The sequence below is a fragment of the Paraburkholderia lebeckiae genome, from assembly GCF_014201005.1.
Classification (GTDB): Bacteria; Pseudomonadota; Gammaproteobacteria; order Burkholderiales; family Burkholderiaceae; genus Paraburkholderia; species Paraburkholderia tuberum.
Window position 1 is genome coordinate 129133 of record NZ_JACHDK010000006.1, and the last position, 17380, is coordinate 146512.

General features: G+C 62.7%; 15 protein-coding genes and 1 pseudogene. 7 read left to right on the top strand and 9 right to left on the bottom strand.

The features are described from left to right. The first annotated feature begins 56 nt into the window (after positions 1-56). Complete coding sequence (locus HDG39_RS13730; RefSeq protein ID WP_184006431.1) at positions 57-1004, top strand: sugar-binding transcriptional regulator; 948 nt, start codon at positions 57-59, stop codon at positions 1002-1004. Positions 1005-1198: 194 nt separating this feature from the next. Here the strand turns inward: HDG39_RS13730 and HDG39_RS13735 are convergent. Then, positions 1199-1631: pseudogene (locus tag HDG39_RS13735) on the bottom strand (IS5/IS1182 family transposase); the annotation flags it as partial. 82 nt (positions 1632-1713) lie between these two features. Here HDG39_RS13735 and HDG39_RS13740 point away from each other — a divergent pair. Beyond that, positions 1714-4179, top strand: a complete 2466-nt coding sequence (locus tag HDG39_RS13740) for a glycoside hydrolase family 24 protein (RefSeq protein WP_184006432.1) — start codon at positions 1714-1716, stop codon at positions 4177-4179. 929 nt (positions 4180-5108) lie between these two features. Further along, positions 5109-5291 carry a hypothetical protein gene (locus tag HDG39_RS13745; protein WP_184006433.1) on the top strand — a complete coding sequence of 61 codons (183 nt, stop codon included), beginning with the start codon at positions 5109-5111 and terminating at the stop codon, positions 5289-5291. 321 nt (positions 5292-5612) lie between these two features. On the opposite strand, the gene HDG39_RS13755 is transcribed toward HDG39_RS13745, so the two are convergent. The 6 genes from HDG39_RS13755 to HDG39_RS13780 all read right to left on the bottom strand — a co-directional run bounded on the left by HDG39_RS13755 (position 5613) and on the right by HDG39_RS13780 (position 11683). Continuing rightward, entirely contained in the window at positions 5613-6722 is a 1110-nt protein-coding gene (locus tag HDG39_RS13755) for an ABC transporter ATP-binding protein (RefSeq protein WP_184006435.1), read from the bottom strand. Positions 6723-6809: 87 nt separating this feature from the next. Beyond that, a complete protein-coding gene (locus HDG39_RS13760; RefSeq protein ID WP_184006436.1) occupies positions 6810-7511 on the bottom strand; it encodes an HAD family hydrolase in 702 nt (233 codons plus the stop codon). Beyond that, positions 7508-8383, bottom strand: a complete 876-nt coding sequence (locus HDG39_RS13765; RefSeq protein ID WP_184006437.1) for a carbohydrate ABC transporter permease — start codon at positions 8381-8383, stop codon at positions 7508-7510. The genes HDG39_RS13760 and HDG39_RS13765 overlap by 4 nt, the downstream gene beginning before the upstream one ends. Beyond that, on the bottom strand, positions 8380-9315 hold the full coding sequence (locus HDG39_RS13770) for a carbohydrate ABC transporter permease (RefSeq protein WP_184006438.1): 936 nt from the start codon (positions 9313-9315) through the stop codon (positions 8380-8382). The genes HDG39_RS13765 and HDG39_RS13770 overlap by 4 nt, the downstream gene beginning before the upstream one ends. A gap of 168 nt (positions 9316-9483) precedes the next feature. Further along, a complete protein-coding gene (locus HDG39_RS13775) occupies positions 9484-10806 on the bottom strand; it encodes an ABC transporter substrate-binding protein (protein ID WP_184006439.1) in 1323 nt (440 codons plus the stop codon). 97 nt (positions 10807-10903) lie between these two features. Then, positions 10904-11683, bottom strand: a complete 780-nt coding sequence (locus tag HDG39_RS13780) for an L-iditol 2-dehydrogenase (protein ID WP_184006440.1) — start codon at positions 11681-11683, stop codon at positions 10904-10906. 298 nt (positions 11684-11981) lie between these two features. Between HDG39_RS13780 and HDG39_RS13785 the strand changes: the two genes are divergently transcribed. The 4 genes from HDG39_RS13785 (at position 11982) to HDG39_RS13800 (ending at position 15289) form a co-directional block, all read left to right on the top strand. Continuing rightward, positions 11982-12479, top strand: coding sequence for a Fur family transcriptional regulator (locus tag HDG39_RS13785; protein WP_184006441.1), 498 nt, complete (start codon positions 11982-11984; stop codon positions 12477-12479). 101 nt (positions 12480-12580) lie between these two features. Beyond that, positions 12581-13567 (top strand): metal ABC transporter solute-binding protein, encoded by a 987-nt coding sequence (locus tag HDG39_RS13790; protein ID WP_184006442.1) that lies wholly within the window; start codon positions 12581-12583, stop codon positions 13565-13567. Further along, positions 13564-14514, top strand: coding sequence for an ABC transporter ATP-binding protein (locus HDG39_RS13795; RefSeq protein WP_184006443.1), 951 nt, complete (start codon positions 13564-13566; stop codon positions 14512-14514). Before HDG39_RS13790 ends, HDG39_RS13795 begins: the two co-directional genes overlap by 4 nt. Then, entirely contained in the window at positions 14507-15289 is a 783-nt protein-coding gene (locus HDG39_RS13800; RefSeq protein ID WP_184006444.1) for a metal ABC transporter permease, read from the top strand. The genes HDG39_RS13795 and HDG39_RS13800 overlap by 8 nt, the downstream gene beginning before the upstream one ends. Positions 15290-15370: 81 nt before the next feature. On the opposite strand, the gene fghA is transcribed toward HDG39_RS13800, so the two are convergent. Together fghA and HDG39_RS13810 are read right to left on the bottom strand one after the other, a co-directional pair. After that, complete coding sequence (gene fghA, locus HDG39_RS13805; protein WP_184006445.1) at positions 15371-16222, bottom strand: S-formylglutathione hydrolase; 852 nt, start codon at positions 16220-16222, stop codon at positions 15371-15373. A gap of 15 nt (positions 16223-16237) precedes the next feature. Next, the gene (locus HDG39_RS13810) at positions 16238-17344 is read right to left on the bottom strand and encodes an S-(hydroxymethyl)glutathione dehydrogenase/class III alcohol dehydrogenase (RefSeq protein WP_184006446.1); all 1107 of its coding nucleotides are present in this window, start codon (positions 17342-17344) and stop codon (positions 16238-16240) included. Between the last annotated feature and the right edge of the window lie 36 nt (positions 17345-17380).

Sequence of the window (17380 nt, forward strand, 5' to 3'; positions counted from 1 at the left end):
CGCGACAGACGCGCCGCCGGCCGCTATCATCGGCGCACTTCAACCGAAAACTCATCGTGCCCAGGTCCACAGAAAAACTCGATCTCGCCACGCGCGCCGCGTGGCTTTATTACGTCGCGGGCAATACCCAGAACGAAATCGCCGAGAAGCTGCAGGTATCGCGGCCGGTCGCGCAGCGGCTCGTCGCGTTCGCGGTCGAAAAGAACCTGATCCGCGTGCGGGTCGATCACAAGCTCGCTGATTGCCTGTCGCTCGCCGATCAGCTGTCGAAGCGCTATGGCCTCAGCCTATGCGAGATCGTGCCGATCGACGGCGATACCTCCGAGGAAGTCGACCGTAAGCTCGCGGTAGCCGGCGCGCAGGTGATGGAGCGCTATCTGAGCGAGGAAAAGCCGATGGTCGTCGCGGTCAGCAGCGGCCGCACGCTGAAGGCCGCGGTCGATCAGATCGCGCAGCTAGACCGTCCGCAGCATCGGCTGGTATCGATGGTCGGCGCGATCGCGCAGGACGGCTCCTCGAACCGTTACGACGTCGCGCTGCACATTTCCGAAAAGACCGGCGGCAAGCATTTTCTGCTGCCCGCGCCGCTGCTTGCCGACAGCGAGGCCGAGCGCGCGCAGTGGTGCAATCACCGTCTCTATCGGATCGTCGAGTCGCTGTCCGCGCAGGCCGATGTCGCGTTCGTCGGCATCGGCAACATCGGCATGACCTGTCCGTTGCACGAGGACGGCTTCATCACGGAAGGCGAGGTGAACGAGTTGATGCACAACGGCGCGGTCGCCGAAATGCTCGGCCTGCCAATCGATGCGGCCGGCGCGCACGTCGAATCGCCGACCGGCCGACGCGTGACGAGCATCGCGCTCGACACGCCGCCACGGCGGCCGACCATCGGCTTCGCGGGCGGGCTGCGCAAGCGCGAGGCGCTGATCGCGGTGCTCAAGGGGGGGTGGTTGTCGGGGCTCGTTACCGATGAGTTGTGTGCGCGGGCGGCGTTGGAGGCGTGAGCTGCGGTAGCGTGCCGGTCGCGCTCTATCGCGTCAAATGCCCGAAAGCACCTTTCGCCTGACGGTCTGTAGTGCGCGCCCGTCAAACGCATGACTCTTTCGACGCAAGGCATAAAAAGGTGGCCGCCTGTTTTAATCTGTCCGGCGCGATTACCTAGTCAGTTCTGAATAATTCGCTTTGGTCGGCCCTTGCCTCACGGTTGAAATGCCACAGCGATTGGGCGGTTGAGCAAAGCGATCAGAACAATGGCGCAGAAGAGCCTCAGCTTCGTCAGAATCATCCGCACGTTATGGCCGGCGCCGCACGCACACTGCGTGCATCGCGTCGCCGAGCGCACCTTTGAGCCAGTTCCGATCGAGCTTGCCGTCCGCCTTCATGTGACCGATGGTCGGCTCGATCTCGCTTCACCTTTGGATCATCGCGCGCAAACCCCGCGTGCTTCCACGTCGCAGTCCCGGGTGATAAATCTTCACGCCATTGACGGCGACGCCCTTGTAGCTGCGATCAACAACGGCCACTTCCGGCTTCACGTCGTTCAGGATCGCCGCCTGCTCCAGCGCCTCGGCCAGTGCATGGCCATCGTACGGATTGCCGGGTATCGAGTGCGCCCCGGTCACGAGCCCTTGTGCATCGTCGTAATCGACACGGGCCACCGGCAGATCCGTCATAAGGTGGTGCGACCTCATCTATACGGAGTGCACCGAATCCATGACGAGCAAGTCGGTACCGCATAACCCGCAAACGCCACCACCGCCCGGCCTCAAGCAACCGGCATTTGCCTTTCCCTTCCTGCACAAGGCGCAAGGCAATGCGGGGGCACCAGCCCGATTCACCGACGAGCACGAGATTTACCGGCTGCTGGCCTTGAACGAGCCGTCCGGTTCGTACCTTGTGAGCCGCAAGGGTATATGGAACGGTGGGATACATGTCACGGACGCAGGCGCGGGGCAGGCGTTGGACCTTGACGCCGGATTGCGATGCATTGCGGACGGCGTGCTGGTCACCTATCGCGCCGACAGCGACTATCCGATCAGCGAAGTGAGCGTGGACGGCAGTAACGTACCGCTTCGAGCCCCTTACAGTACGGGCTTTGCCCTCGTGCGGCACGAGATGGAGTTTCCGCGCGGCTCGAAGCTGACGTTCTACAGCCTGTACATGCACCTTATGTCGAACGCCGACTACGACAGCCATTTCCCGAAGCGGCAGAAACCGGCGTACTGGTCGCGGCGGTGGCGGGTTACACAGTACGCCCAGGACAGACCGTCGCCGCGCGCTGGACAAACTGTGGACCCCTTGCAGGTTGGTTTGCATGTGCGCAAGACGCCTAACGGCGCAGTGCTTGGCATCCTGCCGCAGGGCGTGAGCGTGACCGTCGGCAAGACAGCGACGGTGCACGGCGCACCGTGGGGCCAGCTAACGGATCTGAACGGGGCAACGCTCTATCCGCCCGAGACGGGCGGCTATGTCGCGCCCTCTGTAGCCACTTCCGGCTGGATCTACCTGGGCGCGCAGAATGGCGGCCCGGTCGCGAAAGAGAGCCTCCCGGATTCAACCTTCGACCGGATAGTGGTCGCAATGAACCAGACGTGCAGCCCCGGCGATCCGCAGGGAACAGGCGGCGGTATTTCCGTCAAGGCGGGAGACCTGATCGGTCACCTCGGCCGCTACGACTCGCTGAATCAAGGCACGTCCGGAACGCGGATGGCGCACATCGAGGTGTTCTGCGACGACAGCATCCGGTCGTTCCTCGAACAGGGGCGCGCATGGGTCAACCGGCACGGTCCGCACAAGGAGGACTGGGCGGCACTGGGCCTGTCGTCCGAGCCGACGATCCTGCGGATCGCACCGGGCACGGTGCTGTATCAACGTACTCGGGACAATCAGTTTGTCCCGGGTGCTAACCTGCAGTCGAGAAAGACGGACGCCGTTCAGGTGTATTCGCTCGCCGAACTGGCGCGTAACCCGAATCGACGGATCCCCGAGCCGCATCCCCATCCCGACCCGGGTTACCCGGTGAACTGGTGGCACGTCGACGGCGTGAGTGCACAAGGTCAACCGATCGACGGCTGGGTGTGCGACTTCAACCACGCGAGCGGCCGGGTGACGCTGGAACTCTCGCAGAAGTGGATCGACTTCGAGTGCCTGTCAGACGCCCATGATCCGGCGCATACGATTTTTGCGACCACCCAGCAGTGGGTCGATTATGCGAGCGGCGCCAATGTTGCCGACCTCGCTTCGCGTTCGAATCTCAGTCCGTTGATGCTCAAGGTGTACGACGCCCTGTTCAGGAAAGGCGATGGGAAGCAGGCAGCTGATGAGCTATGCACGCTGTCACAGATTGAGCGTGGTGGGTATCCGTGGCTGATGCAAGCGGCGTCCCGGCTGATCGTCAAGCACGAGAGCGAGTGGGCGAAACCGGGAAAATGGAAGCAGCTGATCGCCGAGCTGGAGAAGCAGACGGGGCCCAAGCCGCAGCACCAGGAAGAGCAGAAGCGGATCGATAAGCTCGTGTGGTGGGATGAGGTGGCGGCTAAAGTCCCAGGCTTCCCCGGATCTGATATCTATCACATCAATCCGATTGCTCTGATTAGCAACTTCATGGGGGCAATTCGAGGCCGTCTGACGCTTGAAGAGGCGAGGATCCGTGCGTTTTTGAGGATGATTCCGGTCGGAGAGGGAACACAAACGCCTACCGGTTATGAGCGCCTATTCGGCGGGCAATCGTTTATCAGAGATTACGGGAAAGACTTCGATGATCATCCCCGGATTGTGATTACCAAAGCGAATAAAAAGACAGGTAAATCCTATAGCTCCAGTGCCGCAGGCGCCTATCAGGTTATGGGATATAACTGGGACGACCCAACCTATGTCGCGTACCGAAAGCAATATGAAATTAACGATTTTTCACCGATTTCCCAGGATAGATATTGCGTTATTCTTTTGAGGCATAAGCGTCATGCACTTAGTGACATCAAAAACGGTGATGTAAAGAAAGCAATATTTGCGGACCACTGCAATCTCGAATGGGCGAGTTTGCCGGGTGATCAATATGGGCAAGGTGGCGTGGGAATGGATACAGTAAATGCCAAATTTACAGAATATCTGAAAGACGAGCTGGCTGGAAAGAGTGATTTGGCTGTGCCGATCGGTGGCCTCGATGATTTGATTAAGTGAGGCAAAAATGAAAGCTATATTTCGAGCCTTGATGGTTTTTTTGTCAGTGAATTCGCCTTTGTTCACGCAGCCGACAACAGGACGCTGCCGAATTTTTCGGACTATTCCGTTGATGTGTATCATGGCACTCTAAAGATTCCGAATTACTATAAAAAAGTGGATGGTGAGTGGCGTGATGATTGGGGAAAAATGGTCTCCCCGATTGAGATAAATTTTGCTGGTAAATATTATATCGGGACTCATAGTTGTGGTGGGAGTTGTAGATACTATACGCTTTCGAACTTGGTAAGCGGATCGGAATCAAACGCGCTCGATATGTTTTCGAATGATGAGAGGCGCTCTCAGAAAACTTCTGATGGACGAAATTATGTAACCAGTCTCGTTAGTCAACCCAATAGCAAGATGTTGGTCGCGCAATATCATATTGATCGAAGTGCAATCTCTGAGGAAGAGTGTCGGGAAAGAATTTTTTATCTTAGTGATGATGGCAAGGAAGTTAGGCCGATAACAAAAACCGTCAATTTTTGCGACGAGCGCCGTTGAAATTTGACTGCGTGTGATCCCCTTTTTCATCGAAAAGATGCCGGCGCCGACGGGCTTAGTCTTATCTTGAATAAACATTTGTTCTAACGTAGCAGACTGAGGGTCGACATGAAAGCAATATTGTTGATCTTGGTGACGGTCTGCGCAGCCTGTTTTGCATACGGTTCAGAGCCACTTGCATCTGTGGAGAGCCAAGACCTTGGGCCAATCCCACAGGTGATTCGCTCGACCATCGAATCAGACATCTCCTTTAGACCTTACGGGTCGCTGAATTGCAAGGTGCAAGGAAAAAAATTCCACTGTCGTCGGATAGTTTGGTATCTACGTGGTTTGTCACAACTAGTGAGGCTTGTGGATGGGGAGCGGCGCTAGGACCTATTTGGCTAGTGGAAAAGCCGTCAACAGGCAATCCTTCACTGATGCTTTCAACTGGTGGCTATAGTGTGTCGATTGCTGGGAAGTCACGCGGCGGTTTTGTTGGCATTGCCGTCATCTCTGGAACTGCTGAGGAGAGTGTTCGTAAGCGTTACTTTTTTGATGGTCGAAAGTATATGTCCGGCACTAAATAGACCACGCTGGCACACGGGCTTGCACAAGCGGATGCACGCCGGACATGATTAACGCGACGGTGGCCGACATAGACCGGTTCAAGAGCGACCCTGCTGGAAACCTTGACTCAGCCTTCGAGGAGGAATTTGGCTACCAGTGCGATCCGACGGCGTGGAAGCAGACCACTGAGGCGGAGCCCGCGCTTCCTCGCACCGGACGACTCCCCGCCGTCCGGTAGATTTTCCGTTCTTTCATTTCACCTTGCAATGCAAAGCGCCTAACGCCCTCCAGGGACAGCGCCTTGCGTGCGCCGCCTGTTTATGCAATGCGTCATCGCGCGATCAAGCCGCCAGCACCTCGACGATCTTGCGCTGGAACGCCTTGCCTTCGCTGTCGAACAGATGGCAATGCTCGGGCGTCCCGCCGAGCTTCTGCACGTTGCCCTTCGCATGCCGTTCGAGCGGCGGAATCCGCGCGATCAATCCGTCCGGCGCCACGCTCGACTCCGCGTACAGATACGCGGCATCGCCGAGCGATTCGACCGTCATCGTGCGTGCCTCGATCCCGTCCTCGGTCGTGCTGACGTGCAGATGCTCGGGGCGGATGCCGACCGTCACCTTGTCGCCCTGCTTGGCCGCGCCCGGCTCGACCGATACGCGCTGCGTCTCGCCGGTCTCGTAACGCACCGTGACGCCGTCGTGCGACACCGACTGCACGACGCCTTCCATGAAGTTCATTTTCGGCGAGCCGATGAAGCCGGCCACGAAGCGGTTCGCCGGCGCGTGATACAGCATCGTCGGACTGCCGACCTGCTCCAGATTGCCCGCCGACAACACGACGATCTTGTCGGCCAAAGTCATCGCCTCGACCTGATCGTGCGTCACGTAGATCATCGTCGTCTTCAACTCGTCGTGCAGGCGCGCGAACTCGAGGCGCATCTTCACGCGCAGCGCGGCGTCGAGATTCGACAGCGGCTCGTCGAACAGAAACACTTTCGGCTTGCGCGTGATCGCGCGGCCGATCGCGACGCGCTGACGCTGGCCGCCCGACAGTTGCTTCGGCTTGCGATCGAGCAGATGGTCGATGTGCAGGATCTTCGCCGCGTTGCGCACGGCTGAGTCGATCTCCGGTTTCTTCGCGCCGGCGAGCTTCAGGCCGAACGCCATGTTGTCGTACAGCGTCATGTGCGGATACAGCGCGTACGACTGGAACACCATCGCGATGCCGCGCTTGGCCGGCGGCACGTCGTTCATGCGCACGGCGTCGATGTTCAGATCGCCGCCCGTGATGTCCTCCAGGCCCGCGATCATCCGCATCAGGGTCGATTTGCCGCAACCGCTCGGCCCGACGAACACGACGAACTCGCCATCGGCGATGTCGAGATTGATGTCGCGCATCACTTCGTTTTCGTCGTAGGCCTTTCTGATGTTGCGCAAGGTTACGCTTGCCATGATGTGTCTCCGTGTAATGCTGTTCGATGCTGCTCGTTACTTCGTGCTGCTACCAGATGCCGTGTCGTGTCGCGTGCATTCGCGCGCTCATGGCGCCGCGGCCGTTGCGGACAGTGTCCATTGCGCAACGAGGTCGGGCAACTGCCGCATGTCGTCGAACACATGACGCGCGCCCGCCGCGTGCAGGCGATCGATCTGCGCATCGCTCGCATGACCGCCGCCGATAAACCCCAGCACCGCCATGCCCGCCGTGGCCGCCGCCGTAACGCCGGTCACGCTGTCCTCGACGACGAGGCACGCGCCGGGCGCCAGCCCGAAGCCTTGCGCCGCCGCCAGATACACGTCCGGCGCGGGCTTCGGATTCGGCACCGCGTCGGCGCAGAACAGCCGCTCGCCGAAAAAACGCTTCAGGCCCGTGCGCGCCAGCACCGTCTCGACGTACGGCCGGAAGCTATTGCTCGCGCAGCCTTTGACGAGCGGCACCTGGGTCAGCGCCATCTCGATACCGTCGACCGCGGGCGCCTCGATCGCCGCAGCTTCGACCGCGCGGCGGATCGCATCGATATCGTCGGCGCCGAGCTGTTTGCCGAGCTGAGTCGCGGTGTCCTGCAACACGCGCTCGATGCGCAGCCCGAGCAGCGGCAGCACGACCGGCTCGACGTCGATGCCGGGCCAGCGCGCCTCGAGTTCACGCACCAGCATGCGCGCGGCCACCGCTTCGCTGTCGATCAGCACGCCGTCGCAATCGCAGATCAACGCATAGCGCACGATGCCCGGGCCAGCCGTCATTTGACGGCCCCGAACGTGAGCCCGCGCACCAACTGCTTCTGCGACAGCCAGCCGACGATCAGGATCGGCGCGACCGCCAGCAACGAAGCGGCCGACAACTTGGCCCAGAACAAACCTTCGGGACTCGAATACGACGCGATGAACACGGTCAGCGGCGCCGCGTTCGAGCTCGACAGGTTGATGCTCCAGAACGCCTCGTTCCACGACAGGATCACGAGCAACAGCGCGGTCGATGCGAGCCCGGGCAGCGCCATCGGCATCAGGAGATAGACGATCTCCTGCCACGTCGCCGCGCCGTCGATGCGCCCGGCTTCGAGAATGTCGCGCGGAATCTCGGCGAAGTACGTGAACGCCATCCAGACCGCGATCGGCAGATTGATCAGCGTGTAGACGATGATCAGGCCCGACACGGTATCCAGAAGGCCGCTGTTTTTCCACAGCAGATAGATCGGCACCAGCACACCGACCGACGGCATCATCTTCGTCGACAGCATCCACAGCAGCACTTTCTGCGTGCGGCGCGTCGGGAAGAACGCCATCGCGTACGCGCACGGCACCGCGAGGATCAGGCACAGCAGTGTGACGCCAACCGAGATCAGTATCGAGTTCCACGCGAACGCGAAGTAGTTGCTGCGCGCGAACACCTCGCGGAAGCTGTCGAGCGTCGGCACGAAAAACAGCGACGACGCATAGGCCTGCTGCTCGGTCTTGAACGCGGTGATCGTCATCCAGAAGATCGGGAAGAACAGCAGCAGCGCGACGAGCCACGCGATCACGCCGGGAATGCCGCGACGAATCGTGTCGAACGGCGATTTGGTCGGCACCGCGACCGGCTGCGTCGTCGATGCCGTAGTGGAGGCAACGTGGCTCATTTTTCGTACTCCCCTTTCAGGTTCTTCGCGAGCATCCGCACGAGGAAGATCGACACGATATTGGCCAGCACGACCGCGAGGATACCGCCCGCCGAGGCGAGACCGACGTCGAACTGTTGCAGGCCCAGCGCGAAGATCAGGTACGACAGGGTGGTGGTCGCGTTGCCCGGACCGCCGCCCGTGGTCGTATAGATCTCGGCGAAGATCGACAGCAGGAAAATCGTCTCCATCATCACGACGACCGCGATCGCACGTCGCAGGTGCGGCAGCGTGATGTAGAAGAACATCGAGAACGGACCGGCGCCGTCGATCTTCGCGGCTTCCTTCTGCTCCTGGTCGAGCGACTGGATCGACGTGAACAGGATCAGGAACGCGAACGGCAGCCACTGCCACGCGACGATCATGATGACCGCGGTGAGCGGATAGTCGGCGAACCAGTCGATCGGCTGCATGCCGAGCGCCCGCATGCCCTGCGCGACGAGGCCGTACACCGGGTGCAGGATCATGTTCTTCCAGATCAGCGCGCTGACCGTCGGCATCACGAAGAACGGGCCGATCGCGAGCAGGCGGGCCACCCCCTGCCCGTAGAACTTGCGGTCGAACAGGATCGCCATCAGCACGCCGCCGCCCACGGTGATCACGAGCACCCATACGATCAGCTCGATCGTATGTGCGATCGACGGGCCGAACGACGGATCGGTCGCGAGATAGCGGTAGTTGTCGAAGCCGGCGAAGCCGCGCAGATCGGGATTGAGCAGGTTGTAGTGCGAGAACGAGAACCAGATCGTCATCGCGAGCGGAATGACCATCCACAGCACGAGCACGCCGACCGACGGCGCCACGAGCCAGCGGGCCGAACTGGCCTTACGCTGCTCGCGTTCTTTTTCTGTCTGGGGATGGGTTTGCATCAGAGGTAGGCGCAAAGGACGCATGATGGACCACCTGTTCGGTAATGCGCGGAGCGTTCGCCGGAGCCGCGTATGTGCGACGCGGCGTGCCGTGCCTGAATGGCGCACGACACGCGCCGCATCGCATCGGGCGCAGACGAACGGCCGCCCTGCTGCATGAGCCGCATCGGTCGATGCGGCGGGCCTGCCGGGTTACTTCTGATAACCCGCCTGCTTGACCGCGCGATTCGCGGCCGCGTTGCCGGCCGCGAGTGCCTGGTCGACCGTCATCTGACCAGCGATCGCGCCGGAGATGCTCTGCCCGACAACCGTGCCGAACGACTGGAATTCGGGAATTCCGACGAACTGCACACCCGTGTACGGGACCGGCTTCAAGGTCGGATGATCCGGGTCGGCGGTCTGGATCGCCTTCAGCACGAAGTCGCCGAACGGCGCGGCCTGCTTGTACTCGGGGCGCGCGTAAGTGGACTGGCGCGTGCCCGGCGGCACCGAGGCCCAGCCTTCGTCCTTCGCGACCTGTTCAATGTACTCCTTCGAGGTCGCCCACTCGATGAACTTCTTCGCCGCATCTTGCTGCTTCGACGACTTCGGAATCGCGAGCGCCCACGCCCACAGCCAGTGCGAGCCCTTCGGCGTGACCGCGACGGGCGCCGCGGCGAAGCCGACCTTGTCGGCGATCTGCGACTGCTGCTTGTTGTAGAGCATGCCGGCCGCGACCGTCGCGTCGATCCACATCGCGCACTTGCCCGAGGACATCAGCGTCAGGTTTTCGTTGAAACCGTTCGAGCTTGCTCCCGGAGGGCCGTCCTTCTTCAGCAGATCGACGTAGAACGTCATCGCCTTCTTCCATTCCGGCGACGTCAGCTGCGCGTCCCACTTCTCGTCGAACCAGCGGCCGCCGAAGGTGTTCACGACCGTCGTGCCGTACGCCATGTTCTCGCCCCAGCCCGCCTTGCCGCGCAGGCAAATGCCGTATTGCTCCTTGGACTTGTCGGTGAGCTTGTCGGCGAATTGGGCGATCTGGTCGTAGGTCGGCTGGTCGGGCATCTTCAGACCGGCCTTGTCGAACAGATCCTTGCGGTAATAGGTCATCGAGCTTTCGACGTAGAACGGCAGCGCGTACAGCTGGCCGTTCGCGGACAGGCCGTCGCGGGCCGTCTTCACGACGTCGTTGAGGTCATAGCTCGCCGGCAGGTTGGTGATCGGCGCGAGCCAGCCGCGCTTGCCCCATTGCGGGGTTTCATACGCGCCGATCGTCATTACGTCGAACTGGCCGCTGCCGGTCGTGATGTCGGTCGTCGCGCGCTGACGCAGCACGTTTTCCTCGAGGATCACCCAGTTCAGCTTGATGTCCGGATTCGCTTTTTCGAACGCGGGCGACAGCTTCTTCAACTCGATCATGTCCGGATTGTTCAGCGTCGCGATCGTCACCGTCGCCGCCGATGCGCTCAGCGCGAAGCAGGTGGCCGCGCCGGCACCGGCCGCCTTCAGCGCAAATTTGAAAGCTGATTTCATCGTTGTCTCCTTTTTCGTACGTTATATGATGCTGCGTTCGTTTGACGGAATGACGCGCCGCTCGGAGCAGTCAACGTGCCCGCTCCCTGCTCTTTATTCAGCTCATCCAGTTGCCGCCGTCGACGTTCAGCGTCTGCGCGGTGATGTAGTCGGCATCGGCCGACGCGAGGAACAGCGCGGCGCCGGTCAGGTCGTCGGGCACGCCCATGCGGCCGAGCGGCACGGCCTCGCCGACGAGGCGCTTCTTCTCGCCGAGCGGCCGGTTTTCGTAGCGCGCGAACAGCGCATCGACCTCGTTCCACATCGGCGTGTCAACGACGCCCGGCGCGATGCCGTTCACATTGATCTTATGCGGCGCGAGCGCGAGCGCCGCGGACTGCGTATAGCTCAACACCGCCGCCTTGGTCGCGCAGTAGTGCGACACGAGCGCCTCGCCGCGCCGCCCGGCCTGCGACGACATATTGATGATCTTGCCGCCGCGGCCCTGCTCGACCATCTGCCGCGCGACCGCCTGCATCAGGAAGAACATGCCCTTCACGTTGACCGCGAACAGGCGGTCGAACACGTCCCAGGATTCGTCGAGGAGCGGGCGCATGTCGAACAGCGCCGCATTGTTGAACAGGATGTCGATCTGGCCGAAGCAGCCGAGCGTGCTCGTGACGATGCGCTCGATGTCCTCGCGGCGCCGGACGTCGGCGCTGACGCTCAACACGCGCTCGCCGTAGATGCCGCGCAGCGCGCCGCCGAGGCTGTCGGTCGGCTTCACGTCGACCAGCACGCAGCGCGCACCCTCGTCGAGATAGCGCAGGGCCACCGCTTCACCGATACCGCTGGCCGCGCCCGTCAGAATGGCGACTTTGTCCTGCAATCGTGCCACTGCCTGTCTCCGGTTCGTTTTTACATTTTGGCGCGCGGTGAGCGAACGCCCATCGCGCGATCAATTGCTCGGCTAGTGATCGAATGATCGGATACGGACCGGATCATGTCAAGGCACGCGGACGAATTTCGATGGTGCAGCGCGGCAGGAGCAAGCCCATTGCGCCATGGGTCGCCACGACGCGTTCGCTGCGTGCCGCCGTGCGAAGATTCGCGCCGCTGACAAAAAATCGCGCTACGTTATATCATTTCGACCTTGCAGCCCGCTCGGGGGCCGCCATGTCAGGAGATTCACGCCGATGACCACCTCGCTCGCCGAACAGCACGCCATGCGGCTCGCGCATGCGGACGCGCACGCCGCGGCGCAGGGGCTCGCGCTGACGCCGCTGCGCCGCCAGGTGTACGCGGCGATCGTCGCGAGCGAGCGGCCGGTCGGCGCGTACGAGTTGCTCGACGCGCTCGCGCCCGAGCGCGGTCGCATGCCGCCGACCACCGTCTATCGCGCGCTCGACTTCCTCGTCGCGCACGGCTTCGTGCACCGGATCGAATCGAAGAACGCGTTCGTCGCCTGCTGCGAAATCGGCGTGCCGCATCGCAGCCAGTTCCTGATGTGCGACGGCTGCGGCGCGACCGTCGAGATTCCCGGCGACGAACTCGCCGACCGCCTGTCGCACAGCGCGCCGGCGCATGGCTTCGAGGTGCATCGTCAGGTGATCGAGCTAAGTGGACTGTGCGGGCCATGTGCGCGAGCGGCGAAGCCTGGCGGCACCGGCGAAGCAGCAGGCAATTCGTCGTGATCAGATGCGCGGCGCCGCGCTAAGCGCCACCCCGTGCCACCCCGTATTTGGCCTTGCCACCGCGAGTGGCTGATTCAACTCTCACCCAGCAGGAAACAACGATGAAAACAATCGGCTCGATGTTGTCCAGAGCGCACCGCGCGCTGAAGCGTTCGACGTCTGTGCGCACCCTGTACACCTGTCTGCTCGCGATCGCGGCGCTCAGCTTCGGCCACAACGCGTTCGCCGCCGACGCGAAAATTCCGGTCGTCGCCGCGGAGAACTTTTATGGCGACGTGGTCCGGCAACTCGGCGGCGATCGCGTCGACGTGATCAGCATCCTCAGCAACCCGGACCAGGACCCGCATCTGTTCGAAGCGAGCCCGGCCACCGCGCGCGCGTTGCAGCATGCGAGCCTCGTCGTCTACAACGGCGCCGACTACGATCCGTGGATGGCGAAGCTGCTGGCCGCATCGAAAGGCACGCATCGCACCATGATCGTCGCGGCCGACCTCGTCGGCAAAAAAGGCGGCGACAATCCGCACCTGTGGTACGACCCGGCGACGATGCCGAAAGTCGCGCGCGCGGTCAGCGACGCGCTCTGCGCTGCTGACCCGGCGCACAAGTCGGCGTACGATGCGAACCTCGCGAAGTTTCTCGATTCGCTGAAGCCGATCGACGCGAAGGTCGCCGAGCTGCACGGCCACTATGCGGGCTTGCCGGTCACGGCGACGGAGCCGGTGTTCGGCTATATGTCTGACGCGATTGGCCTCGCCATGCGCAACCAGCGCTTCCAGCTCGCCACGATGAACGACACCGAAGCGAGCGCGGCCGATATCGCCGCGTTCGAACGCGATCTGCGTGAGCGGCGCGTGCGCGTGCTGATCTATAACAGCCAGGCCACCGAGGCGCTGACCCAACGGATGCTGAAGCTCGCGCAACAATCGAAGGTACCGACGATGAGCGTCACCGAAACCCTGCCGCCCGGCAAGACCTATCAGACGTGGATGCTGACGCAGCTCGATGCGTTGCAGAAAGCGCTCGCGGCGGGTGACACGAACGGCGCGATTGGCGCGACCAGCGCGAACGCGCAAGGAAAGGCTCCATGATTCCGACTGGCCATCAAACGCCAGCAGGTGCGCAATCAGGCGCACCCACCGCGCGCGGCGACAGGCCCGTGCTCGAACTCGCCAACGTGACGCTCGATCTGGGCGGCCGCACGATCCTGCGCGACACCAGCTTCGTCGTGAACCAGGGCGAGTTCATCGGCGTGCTCGGGCCCAACGGCGCGGGCAAGACGACGCTGATGCGCGCGGTGCTCGGCCTCGTGCCGGCCGTGGGCGGCGCGATCCGCGTGCTCGGGCAGACGGTCGAGCGCGGCAACGCGTCGATCGGCTATATGCCGCAGACGCGCAGCGCGCTCGCCGGCCGTCGCGTGCGCGGCCGCGATCTGGTCGCGATGGCAGCCGATGGTCATCGCTGGGGCTTGCCGCATGCGGATGCAAAAACGCGCGCGGACGTCGATCGGGTGCTCGAGCTCGTCGGCGGGACGAATCTGTCGAAGCGGCCACTGTCGGAGTTGTCGGGGGGCGAACGGCAGCGGCTCCTGCTCGCGCAATGCCTGCTCGGCAATCCGAAACTGCTGCTGCTCGATGAACCGTTGATCAGTCTCGATCCGCATCACCAGAAGAGCGTCGTCGAACTGGTGCGGCGCGTGCAGCAGGAGCTCGGCATCGCGGTGCTGTTCTCCGCGCACGAACTCAATCCGCTGCTGAACTCGATCGATCGCGTGCTGTATCTCGGCAGCGGCGTCGCGGCGCTCGGCACCGTCGACGAAGTGATCACGCGGCCGGTGCTGTCGCGTCTGTACGGCTCGCCGATCGACGTGATGCGCGTGAACGGCCGCATCTTCGTGATGTCGGGCGGCGTCGAAGTCGAGAAGCACGATCACGAGCACGAACACGACGAGGACGGCGGACATACGCATTCGCACGGCCACTCGCACAGTCGCCCAACCCCCCACGACTTACGCGACGGACACACGCACGATGTTTGAATACGATTTCATGGTGAACGCATTCGCGGCCTCGGGGATCGTCGCGGTGCTGGCCGGCGTGGTCGGCTATTTTCTGGTGATGCGCGGACAGACCTTCGCGGGCCACGCGCTGTCGCATGTCGGCTTCACCGGCGCGACCGGCGCGGTGCTGATCGGCATCCCGCCTATCTGGGGGATGATCGGCTTCACGCTCGCGGCCGGTGTCGGCATGGGCGCGCTCGGCGAACGGCTCGCCGGCCGCGACGTCGCGATCGGCGTAATCCTTTCCTTGTCGCTCGGCTTTGGGCTGCTGTTTCTGCATTTCTTCACCGCCTACGCGACGCAGGTCACGGCGCTGCTGTTCGGCAACGTGCTCGGCGTCAGTGCAGCGACGCTCGGTGTGCTCGCGGCGTTGGGCGTCGTCAGTCTGGTCGCGCTCGCGGCCATCATGCGGCCGCTGCTGTTCGCGTCACTGCAACCGGAGCTGGCCGAAGCGAAGGGCGTGTCGCTGCGCAGCGTGTCGGTGCTGTTTCTTGCGATCGCCGCGCTGGCCGTCGCCGCTTGCACGCAGATCGTCGGCGTGCTGCTCGTGTTCACGCTGATGGTGGGGCCGGCCGCCGCCGCGCAGAACCTGAGCACGCGGCTGTCGACGGGTCTCGTGCTCGCGGCCGTGTTCGCTCTCGCGCAGGCGTGGCTCGGGCTGACGCTCGCGTTCCATACCGATTGGCCGACGAGCTTCTGGATCACCGCGCTGTCGGCGGTGGTGTATGGCGGGAGTCTGTTGAAGCGGCATTGAGCGGCGCTTACGCCGATCACACGGAAAAACGGCGGCACACGTGCCGCCGTTTGTTATTTCATGCCGCGCTACCCGACGTTTTCAGCCGAGCAACACCTTCGCGTGATGCGCGAGATGATCCTCGACGAACGTCGAGATGAAGTAGTAGCCGTGGTCGTAACCCGCATGCCGGCGCAACGTCAGTGGCTGACCCGCGGCCTTGCACGCCGCTTCGAACACGTCGGGATTGAGCTGCGTGGGCAGGAACTGATCCGCGAGCCCCTGATCGACGAGAATCCCTTCCGCGAACTTGTGCGTCGCGTGCGAAACCAGCTCGCTCGCGTCGTACTGCTTCCACGCTTCACGGTTCTCGCCGAGATAACCGCTAAACGCCTTCTCGCCCCACGGACAACGCATCGGCGCCGCGATCGGCGCGAATGCCGACACCGACCGATAAATGTCCGGATTGCGCAGCGCGAGCATCAGCGCGCCGTGCCCGCCCATCGAATGACCGAAGATGCCGAGACGCACGCCATCGATCGGCAGGTTCGCAAGCGCCGTTTCGCGCAGCTCGTCGCGCACGTACGAGTACATGCGGTAGTTCCGCGCCCACGGCTCCTCGGTCGCGTCGACATAAAAGCCCGCGCCGACGCCGAAGTCCCAGGCATCGCTCTCGCCGGGCACGCCCGCGCCGCGAGGGCTCGTATCCGGCGCGATCAGCGCGATGCCGTGCCGGGCCGCGCAGCGCTGCGCGCCGGCCTTGATCGCGAAGGTCTCTTCGGTGCAGGTCAGCCCCGCGAGGTAGAACAGCGCGGGCACCTTCGCATTGCCTCGCAACGCCTGCGGCGGCAGATAGACCGAGAAGCGCATCGGCAGACCGATGGTGCGCGACTCGTGCCGGTAAAAGCGCTGCTCGCCGCCGTGGCAGGCGTGCGACGATAGTAGTTCGAGCATCGCGACGCTCCTCGCTTAGTAGAGCACGACCGAGCGGATCGACTCGCCCTTCTTCATCAGATCGAAGCCCTCGTTGATGCGCTCGAGCGGCAGACGGTGCGTGATCAGATCGTCGATATTGATCTTGCCTTCCATGTACCAGTCGACGATCTTCGGCACGTCGGTGCGACCTCGCGCGCCGCCGAACGCCGAGCCCTTCCACTCGCGGCCCGTCACCAGCTGGAACGGCCGCGTGCTTATCTCCTCGCCCGCCGCCGCGACGCCGATGATGAACGACTGCCCCCAACCCTTGTGCGTGCATTCAAGCGCCTGGCGCATCACCTTCACGTTGCCGATGCATTCGAACGAGTAGTCGGCGCCGCCGTCGGTCAGTTGCACGATGTGATCGACGACGTTCTCGACTTCGTTCGGGTTGATGAAGTGCGTCATGCCGAACTTCTTCGCGAGTTCGACGCGGCCCGGGTTGAGATCGACACCGATGATCCTGTCAGCGCCTATCATTTTGGCGCCCTGGATCACGTTCAGCCCGATACCGCCGAGCCCGAACACGACCACGTTGGCCCCCGCCTCGACCTTCGCCGAATACACGACCGCGCCGACGCCGGTTGTCACGCCGCAGCCGATGTAGCAGATCTTGTCGAACGGCGCGTCTTCACGCACTTTCGCGACCGCGATCTCCGGCACGACGATGTAGTTCGAGAACGTCGACGTCCCCATGTAGTGAAACAGCGGCTTGCCATCGAGCGAGAAGCGCGAGGTCGCGTCGGGCATCAGGCCTTTGCCCTGCGTCGCGCGGATCGCCTGGCAGAGGTTCGTTTTGCGCGACAGGCAGAACTTGCACTGACGGCATTCGGGCGTGTAGAGCGGAATCACGTGATCGCCCTTCTTCAGCGTGCCGACGCCCGGCCCGACATCGACGATCACGCCCGCGCCTTCGTGGCCGAGAATCGCCGGGAAGATGCCTTCGGGATCGGCGCCCGACAGCGTGTAGTAGTCGGTGTGGCAGATGCCCGTCGCCTTCACTTCGATCAGGACTTCACCGGCGCGCGGACCTTCGAGATCGACTTCCTCGATCGTCAACGGGGCGCCGGCTTTCCATGCGATTGCTGCTTTGGTCTTCATCGTCAATGCTCCTGTGAGTCCGTGAATGCGTGAATG

Coding starts and splice junctions, on each gene's coding strand:
- HDG39_RS13795 (WP_184006443.1), top strand. CDS start 13,564: ATGATTCCGACTGGCCATCAAACGCCAGCAGGTGCGCAATCAGGCGCA.
- HDG39_RS13760 (WP_184006436.1), bottom strand. CDS start 7,511: ATGACGGCTGGCCCGGGCATCGTGCGCTATGCGTTGATCTGCGATTGC.
- HDG39_RS13740 (WP_184006432.1), top strand. CDS start 1,714: ATGACGAGCAAGTCGGTACCGCATAACCCGCAAACGCCACCACCGCCC.
- HDG39_RS13770 (WP_184006438.1), bottom strand. CDS start 9,315: ATGCGTCCTTTGCGCCTACCTCTGATGCAAACCCATCCCCAGACAGAA.
- HDG39_RS13755 (WP_184006435.1), bottom strand. CDS start 6,722: ATGGCAAGCGTAACCTTGCGCAACATCAGAAAGGCCTACGACGAAAAC.
- HDG39_RS13790 (WP_184006442.1), top strand. CDS start 12,581: ATGAAAACAATCGGCTCGATGTTGTCCAGAGCGCACCGCGCGCTGAAG.
- HDG39_RS13810 (WP_184006446.1), bottom strand. CDS start 17,344: ATGAAGACCAAAGCAGCAATCGCATGGAAAGCCGGCGCCCCGTTGACG.
- HDG39_RS13785 (WP_184006441.1), top strand. CDS start 11,982: ATGACCACCTCGCTCGCCGAACAGCACGCCATGCGGCTCGCGCATGCG.
- fghA (WP_184006445.1), bottom strand. CDS start 16,222: ATGCTCGAACTACTATCGTCGCACGCCTGCCACGGCGGCGAGCAGCGC.
- HDG39_RS13765 (WP_184006437.1), bottom strand. CDS start 8,383: ATGAGCCACGTTGCCTCCACTACGGCATCGACGACGCAGCCGGTCGCG.
- HDG39_RS13800 (WP_184006444.1), top strand. CDS start 14,507: ATGTTTGAATACGATTTCATGGTGAACGCATTCGCGGCCTCGGGGATC.
- HDG39_RS13775 (WP_184006439.1), bottom strand. CDS start 10,806: ATGAAATCAGCTTTCAAATTTGCGCTGAAGGCGGCCGGTGCCGGCGCG.